Origin of the sequence: Paenibacillus agaridevorans, from assembly GCF_003112455.1 — a bacterium.
GTDB lineage: Bacteria > Bacillota > Bacilli > Paenibacillales > Paenibacillaceae > Pristimantibacillus > Pristimantibacillus agaridevorans.
In genome coordinates this window covers 1-8232 of sequence record NZ_BDQX01000116.1, presented here as the reverse complement: position 1 = coordinate 8232, position 8232 = coordinate 1, and the positions used below count along the sequence as shown (strand labels likewise).

Below are 8232 nucleotides of genomic sequence, written 5' to 3'. Positions count from 1 at the left end.
CTGTCTTTATGTATCCGAGCCAATCCTCCAGACTGGCCGCCCTGCCCGTCCAGGTGTTCATCATTGCCACTCTCCGTTCCCCGCGCTTCCCCGCGCCTAGTCATTCGTTGTTGTCATTTTAACATACTATACAGAATTAGAATATACGTTCGATCTATTGCGTCATTCCGGACAACCTCGCTCTTCGCCGCTAACCTTCCGCAATATCTCATAACAGCCCAGATCAAGCGCTGCCGCGCTGTTGGGGAACACCATCCGAGCTTCCCCCTCCAAATTCACCAGCTCTTCGTTGCTGTATCTCCCGCTGAAATGAGTCATCAGCAGTCGCTTCGCTCCCGCTTCTCGAGCAGCAAGTGCAGCTTCGCTTGTGGTGCTGTGCCCGAATTCATGAGCCTTCGCTTCCATTCCGGCTGCAAACGTCGCTTCATGGATGAGCAGATCCGCTCCCCTTGCAAGCAACAAGGCGTTAGCGCAAGGACTGGTGTCGCCAAGCACCGTCACGATCCGGCCAGGCACGATCCCATCCGTAACGGAAGCCGGAGTCACTACGCGCCCGTCCGCCAGAGTCACGGTTTCGCCGCGTTTTAATCGGCCATATAACGGACCAGCCTCGATACCGAGTTGTTGCAGCTTGTCCGTCAGCAGCCGGCCAGGCGCATCGCTTTCGGTAATTCTATAGCCGAAGCAAGATACTCGATGCAAAAGCGGTTTCGCTTCCACCTTGAACCCAGGGCCATTATAGACGACTTCATCGCTGGCGTTTTCAGCCAATTCATGGATAACCAACTCGTAATCAAGCGTTGTTCCCGTCAATTGAAAGATTGTCTCGATGTACTTCTTCAAACCAATCGGACCGTACAGGTCCAACCTGCTGACGCCTCCGTCAAAGGATCGTGTGCTGAGCAGCCCTGGCAAGCCATAGAGATGATCGCCATGCAGATGCGTAATAAATATTTTTTCCAGCTTGCTCAGCTTCAGGGGCAACTTCATTAGTTGATGCTGAGTTGCCTCGCCCGCATCGAACAACCACCAAGCGCAATGCGGCTCAGGCAGTTGCAGCGCTGCGCCTGTCACATTCCGATGTTTATTCGGTCTGCCTGCGCCGGTACCCGTAAACCATACCTTCATCGTTTTCCTCCAACGATATTTGACGTATCTGCCAATAACAGCTTTGACCAAAGGAGCCCTCCTCATTACGGCTCATAAGGGCCGAAACGGGGAAGGCTCGCTTTCTATCGTTTCTTTGTCTTACACTTTCTCCACGTTGAAATATTGCGCCTCCGGATGAGCGAACACCATTGCGGAAACAGAAGCTTCCGGCTCCATCATGAAACCTTCTGTCAGCTCAACGCCGATATCCTCGGGCTTCATGAGCTCGAAGAGAGGTCCTTGATCCTCCAGATTCGGACATGCCGGATAACCGAACGATACCCGAATCCCTTGATATCGGGCGCCATGCCGCTGCTTCATCGTCATCTCGGCAGGATCCGGATAACCGCAAATATCGCGCATCATATGATGGACGCGTTCCGCCAACCCCTCCGCTACTTCCAATGCAACGGACTGCAGCACGTGGGAGCGCAGATAATCCCCCCCGTCCTTCCAACGATTGGCCAGATCCCTAATGCCTTCCCCGGCGGTTACAACCAGGAAGCCGACGTAGTCCATTACGCCGCTCTCCGTCGACTTAAGGAAGTCGGAAAGGCAGAGGAATGGCTCAACCTGCTGACGCGGGAAGGTAAATCGTTTGATTTCCCTCGTATGATCGGCAGGATCGTAAATGATAACGTCGTTGCCCGAAGATTGGGCCGGGAAGAAACGGTACATCCCCTGCGCCTTCAAGAAGCCTTCCTTGCTACCCTCACGAATGACTTCGTCAACGGTTGCCTTCAAATGGATCGCCTTCTCGTTCCCCTCGGCCAGCAGCTTTTCTACCGTTCCCTTAAGTCCCAAGTGATGGCCAAGCAGCATCTGCATGTTGACGTAAGGCACGATCTGCGGGATCGGGACATCGCGCAGGACATGACGATCTGTATCCGGCGGCGCGAATACCGGGGCATCAGGCGATATCTTCGAACGGACAGCACGCGATAACTGGGGCAGCTGCTTCTCCGTTTCCTCCGATGCGGCTCCAGACGCCTTGTAAGCTGCAAGCTCCTCTTCCAGCCTCTGCCGGTGCTCGGGATCCATTAGCTTGTTGGCTATATCGAGGCCGTCCATCGCATCCTTTGCATAAAGCACGAGACCATCATATTCCGGACCAATCCTCGTCTTCGTGAACTTGCGGGTCAGTGCGGCTCCGCCGACCAGAATCGGCGCATCGATGCCGGCGTTCCGCATGTCTTGTGCGGTGATGACCATCTGCTGAGCGGATTTCACGAGCAGACCGGACAGACCGATCGCGTCCGCTTTCTCTTTGCGGTAAGCTTCGATAAGCTGCTCAGGCGGCACCTTAATCCCCAGATTAATGATTTTATAGCCGTTATTGGACAAAATAATTTCAACCAGGTTTTTGCCAATGTCGTGGACATCGCCTTTAACCGTAGCCAAAATAATTTTTCCTTTGACGGCCGTTTCGTTTTTCTCCATAAAGTTTTCCAAATGCGTGACGGACGCCTTCATGACTTCGGCGCTCTGAAGCACCTCGGCAACGATCAACTCGTTGTTGTTGAAGAGCCGGCCGACCTCTTCCATCCCCTTCATCAGCGGGCCATTGATAATATCAAGAGGCGCGTATTTTTTTAGCGCTTCGTCCAGATCGGGAATCAATCCTTCTTTAGTACCTTCCACAATATACGAGCCGAGCCGCTCTTCCAGCGAAAGGTTGGAGATTTTTTCTTTTTTCTCGACTTTCTTGTTACGGAATGCCGCCACGAACGCTGCCAGCGTATCATCGTTCGTATTGTAGATCAGAGCTTCTGCGAGTTGACGTTCTTCCTCCGGAATGGAAGCATATCGTTCCAGCTTCTCCGTATTTACGATGGCATAATCGAGACCTGCCTTGGTCGCATGATACAAATAAACGGAATTCAGCACTTCGCGTCCCGCGTCCGGCAAGCCGAAGGAGATGTTGCTGAGTCCGAGTATCGTCTTGGCCCGAGGGTACTTCTCCTTGATCATCCTTATCCCTTCAAGGGTCTCCACGGCAGAACCAATGTATTGCGGATCCCCGGAGCCGATCGGGAACATGTTAGGGTCGAATATGATGTCCTGCGGGTTCACGCCATACTTCTCAACCAACAGATGATAAGATCGGTCCGCGACCTCCATTTTCGCCTCGCGAGACACCGCTTGGCCGCGCTCGTCGATCAGAATCATGACGACTGCCGCGCCGTAGCGATGAATCAGGGGGACGATCTTCTCGAACTTCGATTCCCCGTCTTCCAGGTTAATGGAATTGATGATCGCTTTGCCTTGCGAATATTTGAGACCCAGCTCGATAATATGATCATAAGTTGAGTCCAGCATCAGCGGCGCTTTAATCTTCTTGACGACTTGCGGCAGAAATTGGTGCACGGCGAACGCTTCGTCGATATCGGTATCCTGCAGGTTGATATCGATGACATGCGCGCCGCCTTTCACTTGCGAACGGGCAATCTCCGATGCTTCGTCGAACTTCTCTTCCTTAATAAGACGTTTAAATTTACGGGATCCCGAAATATTTGTCCGTTCGCCAATCATATAGGGACGGTTGTCCGATTCGATATAGACGGTGTCAATGCCGGATACCGCGTCGGCATGGGCGCCTTCACTCGAACGCGGCGAATAGTTCGCCAACGTCTCGGCAAGCTCCTTGATATGGGCAGGCGTCGTTCCGCAGCAGCCGCCGGCGATATTAAGCCAGCCTTGATCGGCGAATGCGGCGATTTTTTTGGCCAATGATTCCGGCGATTCATGATAATGCCCGTTCTCGTCCGGCAAGCCGGCGTTAGGATAACAACTGACCGCCGCGCTCGAGATTTCGCTTAATGTTCGAATATGATCGCGCATAAACTCAGGGCCCGTCGCGCAGTTAAGACCGATGGAGATGGGATTCAAATGCTCCAGCGAGATGTAAAACGATTCGATGGATTGACCTGCAAGCGTCGTTCCCATAGGCTCGATCGTTCCGGAGATCATAATCGGAAGCGTTATCCCCGTCGTCTCAAATGCATTGCGAACGCCGATGCTGCCTGCCTTAACGTTGAGTGTATCCTGAGATGTCTCCAGAAGGATGGCATCCACGCCGCCTTCAATGAGAGCCACCGTTTGCTCGTAATAACTTTCAATCAACTCGTCGAATGTAACGCCGCCGGTCACCGACAACGTCTTGGTTGTCGGCCCAAGTGCACCTGCAACATAACGCGGTTTGTCCGGCGTGCTGTATTTGTCCGCAGCATCCCGCGCCAGCTTCGCCGCGGCCAGATTGATCTCTCTGGCTTTCTCGGGGATGTCGTAATCCTCGAGAACGACACTCGTAGCGCCGAATGTATTCGTCTCCAGAATGTCTGCTCCGGCCTCCAGATATTGCTCATGAATCGATTGAATAACATCGGGACGCGTCAGAACGAGCATCTCATTACAGCCGTCCAGCTCCGCGCCGCCGAAATCGTCCTCCGTCAAGTTGGCTTGCTGAATCATCGTTCCCATAGCGCCGTCCAGAATCAAAATCCGTTCTTTAAGCGCTTGTTGTAAAGTCCTTCTCAACAATTCCTTACACCCTTCCTACACGTCATATGCATCCTTCATGCACCCGTTTAGTTTAACAAATAGTTTAACAGAATAGCCATTAGCTGAAAAGGTTCGTTCATCGACATTTTCGGTACCGGAGCACAAACCTCGCTTCTTCACCCTAATGGACAGCCGCCAGATTGTAGCAGTTCGCCGCTTCATCGAGACGGAAGGCTGGCTAACGTTTCCTTTCGCAGATAAACAATTCCAATCGGGCAAGTAAGGATTCCGCCAGATAAACGGCAAGCCCCTCCGGCCTTCAAATGCTGCAGAGGGGCTTTTTTTGGTTATAAATATGAGTCCATAACAGCTATTATTGCTCCAATAAGGTAATTAGCTCTTCCAGATGGGTAATCTCGTAAGACGGTACGATCTCGTCCGTGCGAGTCGCGCCATGACGATTAATCCATACCGATGTCATTCCGATCGTATTGGCGCCAAGTATATCCGTCGTCAGCTTGTCGCCGACCATGATGCCATGCTCCGGTTCGATGCCGAGACGTTCCAGCGCATGCTTAAAGATAGGCGCAGCCGGTTTCCCTTGTCCGAATTCACCCGAAATAATAATATGATCAAAGTAAGGAATAAGTTCGGGCACTCCGTCAAGCTTCTCCTTTTGGAGATCGGGTGAGCCGTTGGTAAGCAGAAGCAGCTTGTATTTCCCTTTGAGCGCATCCAATACGCGGAATGTCTCATCGTAAACAAGCGGCCGCGAGCGTCGTTCTGCCGGGAACAGCTCCGCAAGCGTTGCGCCAAGCTCTTCGTTGTCGACGCCAAGCTCCTTAAGACCTTGTGTCCAAGCAGCCTTCCTGTAGCCCGGAGCCAGTTGTTGCAGCTTGCGGAACTCAACTTGCTCGCCTGCCGTGAAATTCGCCCAAAGTCCTTCAAAAGGATTAATGCCGATCATCTTCGTAAACGGGAAGGTTTCGTATGATTCGTACAAGGCTCTTGCTTCCTTGCGTACCGCCTCCTCCAACTCGTCCGGATTTAAGCCAGTAGCCGCAGCGCCTGCTTCGCAGGTAGCACGGAAAGCCTCTCTGACGCTGCGGTCATCCCACAATAGTGTATCGTCCAGGTCAAATAATACCGCTTGCTTTGCTGCCATGTCCTGTATCTCTCCCCTGTTTTATTTCTCCTCGAATGTAATGCCGTGTACTTGAGCAAACGACTTCATTTTGTCGGTCATCGCCGCCGTATTGAAACGATTAAGGAGACGCGAGAACGTCCAGCCGCCGCCCTTTTTAGGCACAATCGTCACATAACCGTCTTGTACGCGAATGGAACCGATATCCGCCGCATTAAGCCGCTTGTCGCCTGTCATCCGGCGAGACTGCACATAATCCTTGCCGATCTTAAGATAGGGCTTTCGGAAAAAAAAGAGGGCTGCGAGCAAAAAATACATACCGATCGTTACCCAGCTCATCGTCGTCATAACGAATTTGGGATCTGCCGACATAATCGCGATGTACGCGCCGATAAACAAAATCAATAAAATCGGCAGCAAAAAATTGCGGCCGGTAAATCGATCCGCCTTCTCTGCATTCATCACTAACTGGCCTTCACCGTGCTTCTTGCGTTGCTTATTAATAGTAGACATGTTTTTGCGCACCTTGCGCTCCCAGGACCGTGACAGATGGATTCCTCCTTCATATAATAGCAAGCTCCGGAAAGGAGCTCTTAATGTTTGACGCCGCCGTTGCCTTCGTTCTCTTCATCCTCGACAAACTTGATTGTATCAAGCTGTTGCTTGAAGTTAGCTTTGAAGTTGTTCAGATATTTCTGGCGAAGCACATCTCGTTCCTTCACCTCTTCATCCGTTAAGCCGACGGTTTTGTTTTTGCGGGAAAGCTCGTTGATTCTGGCAATCAGACTATCAAAATCCAATTTCATTACCCCTCTCTCATGTTGCGAACACATTACTCCTACTTTGACATTTTCAATAAGGCATTGTCAAGGCGAAGCCCCCAAACGCAACTAGTTTTCTATAATACACAAAAAGAGATCTCCCTAAAGAATGGGAAATCTCTAAGCACTCAGTATAAAAAATATCGCTATTACAACTTCATCAAATATCAGGAATAATTAACTTCTGACCTGGATGTATCGTCACGTTGTCCAAATTATTGCGATTCTTGATCGAGAAAACAAGATAACCTATATCACTGCCGTTCTTAAACGAACTGGCAATGGACCATAACGTGTCTCCGCTGCCTACCGTCACGACTTGCTCCGATTCGCTTGGCCCCTCAACGACCGTGCTGGAAGCATTTGTACCGATTATAAGAAAGCTGCTGAAAACAAGAGTAAACACGATCAAACTAATCATCAGCTTTGCCATATGCCTGATCATCCAATGAGGCTGAGCAAGCTCCTTGGTTTCGCGGATATTACCACGGTATATGGAACGGTATGAGCTTGTACTTGGATTCATTATCATCATTGTCAGCACCCCAAACGTTTGTTCTGTTTTTAATTTAACACGAACAAACGTTTCCGTCAACGATAAAATGCGAACGTTTGAGCTTAAGAACTTATGTTTGTACGAACGGCGGTTCTATGCTATAATTTGACACAATAAGATGAATGGAGATGATGAACGTGTCGAAGATTTCCAAACGGCAAAATTCGATCCTTGACTTTATAAAGCAAGAAGTTAAAGAAAAAGGTTATCCCCCTTCCGTACGAGAAATTGCTGAGGCGGTCGGCCTGCTGTCCAGCTCGACGGTACATGGACATCTGGACCGCCTGGAAAAAAAGGGATTTATCAGACGCGACCCTACGAAACCTCGGGCGATCGAGATTTTGAGCCAGGACGATAATGACAACGTCATCCAGATGCCCGTTACACAAGTTCCTATCGTGGGTAAGGTAACTGCCGGCGTACCGATCACTGCTACGGAGAACATAGAAGACTACTTCCCTCTTCCTGCCCACTATGTTGGCGACAATAACAATGTGTTCATTCTTAACGTTATTGGCGAGAGTATGATCGAAGCCGGCATACATAATGGCGACTACGTCATCGTACGCCAACAGCAGACGGCCAATAACGGAGAGATTGTCGTCGCCATGACAGAAGACGACGAAGCGACCGTCAAAACGTTCTACAAAGAGAAAAATCATATCCGTCTCCAGCCGGAAAACGAGACGATGGAGCCGATTCTTTTGCAGAACGTCACTATTCTCGGCAAGGTCATCGGACTATTCAGAGATATCCATTAAGCAGCAACGCGGCAACGCCGGTATGGACAATTCCATATCGGCTTTTTTATTGTATCGGAAATGATGCAACTCCGAGATTTGTGAACAAAAGGTTTAAAAATCTAACAGACACCAGCGACGCTAATTGACCGATTTTTAACCTCACTGACAGGAAAGGCGCTATTGGGTCGTAATGGAGCCAATATGCGCGATGATGATGCCAATAAGGTCGTGTATGAGTCTGTCGTTTCATTGTGCGGTTAGACCCCCTAAATCCGGAGACATGCTAATGCTTGCTTAGGTAGTCGTAGTATTGCGTCT

Annotated in this window: 7 protein-coding genes and 1 pseudogene; 2 read left to right on the top strand and 6 right to left on the bottom strand. The window is 50.4% G+C overall.

Annotated features, from left to right (window positions below):
• Positions 1-162 precede the first annotated feature (162 nt).
• Both rnz and metH read right to left on the bottom strand, forming a co-directional pair.
• On the bottom strand, positions 163-1128 hold the full coding sequence (rnz, locus tag PAT3040_RS12190; protein WP_087569365.1) for a ribonuclease Z: 966 nt from the start codon (positions 1126-1128) through the stop codon (positions 163-165).
• A 120-nt stretch (positions 1129-1248) separates the two neighbouring features.
• Complete coding sequence (gene metH / locus PAT3040_RS12185; RefSeq protein WP_373271283.1) at positions 1249-4629, bottom strand: methionine synthase; 3381 nt, start codon at positions 4627-4629, stop codon at positions 1249-1251.
• Between the two features lie 169 nt (positions 4630-4798).
• Here metH and PAT3040_RS38590 point away from each other — a divergent pair.
• Positions 4799-4933: pseudogene (locus PAT3040_RS38590) on the top strand (acireductone dioxygenase); the annotation flags it as partial.
• Between the two features lie 90 nt (positions 4934-5023).
• Here the strand turns inward: PAT3040_RS38590 and PAT3040_RS12175 are convergent.
• The 4 genes from PAT3040_RS12175 to PAT3040_RS12160 form a co-directional block, all read right to left on the bottom strand.
• Entirely contained in the window at positions 5024-5815 is a 792-nt protein-coding gene (locus PAT3040_RS12175) for an HAD family hydrolase (RefSeq protein WP_108992868.1), read from the bottom strand.
• Between the two features lie 21 nt (positions 5816-5836).
• Positions 5837-6307 carry a hypothetical protein gene (locus PAT3040_RS12170; protein WP_246608685.1) on the bottom strand — a complete coding sequence of 157 codons (471 nt, stop codon included), beginning with the start codon at positions 6305-6307 and terminating at the stop codon, positions 5837-5839.
• 80 nt (positions 6308-6387) lie between these two features.
• The gene (locus tag PAT3040_RS12165) at positions 6388-6594 is read right to left on the bottom strand and encodes a DUF896 domain-containing protein (protein WP_108992921.1); all 207 of its coding nucleotides are present in this window, start codon (positions 6592-6594) and stop codon (positions 6388-6390) included.
• A gap of 181 nt (positions 6595-6775) precedes the next feature.
• Entirely contained in the window at positions 6776-7048 is a 273-nt protein-coding gene (locus tag PAT3040_RS12160; RefSeq protein ID WP_181376582.1) for a LysM peptidoglycan-binding domain-containing protein, read from the bottom strand.
• 260 nt (positions 7049-7308) lie between these two features.
• On the opposite strand from PAT3040_RS12160, the gene lexA reads away from it, so the two are divergent.
• Positions 7309-7932: a transcriptional repressor LexA gene (lexA, locus tag PAT3040_RS12155; RefSeq protein ID WP_087569368.1), complete on the top strand. Its 624-nt coding sequence runs from the start codon at positions 7309-7311 to the stop codon at positions 7930-7932.
• The last annotated feature ends 300 nt before the right edge of the window (positions 7933-8232 follow it).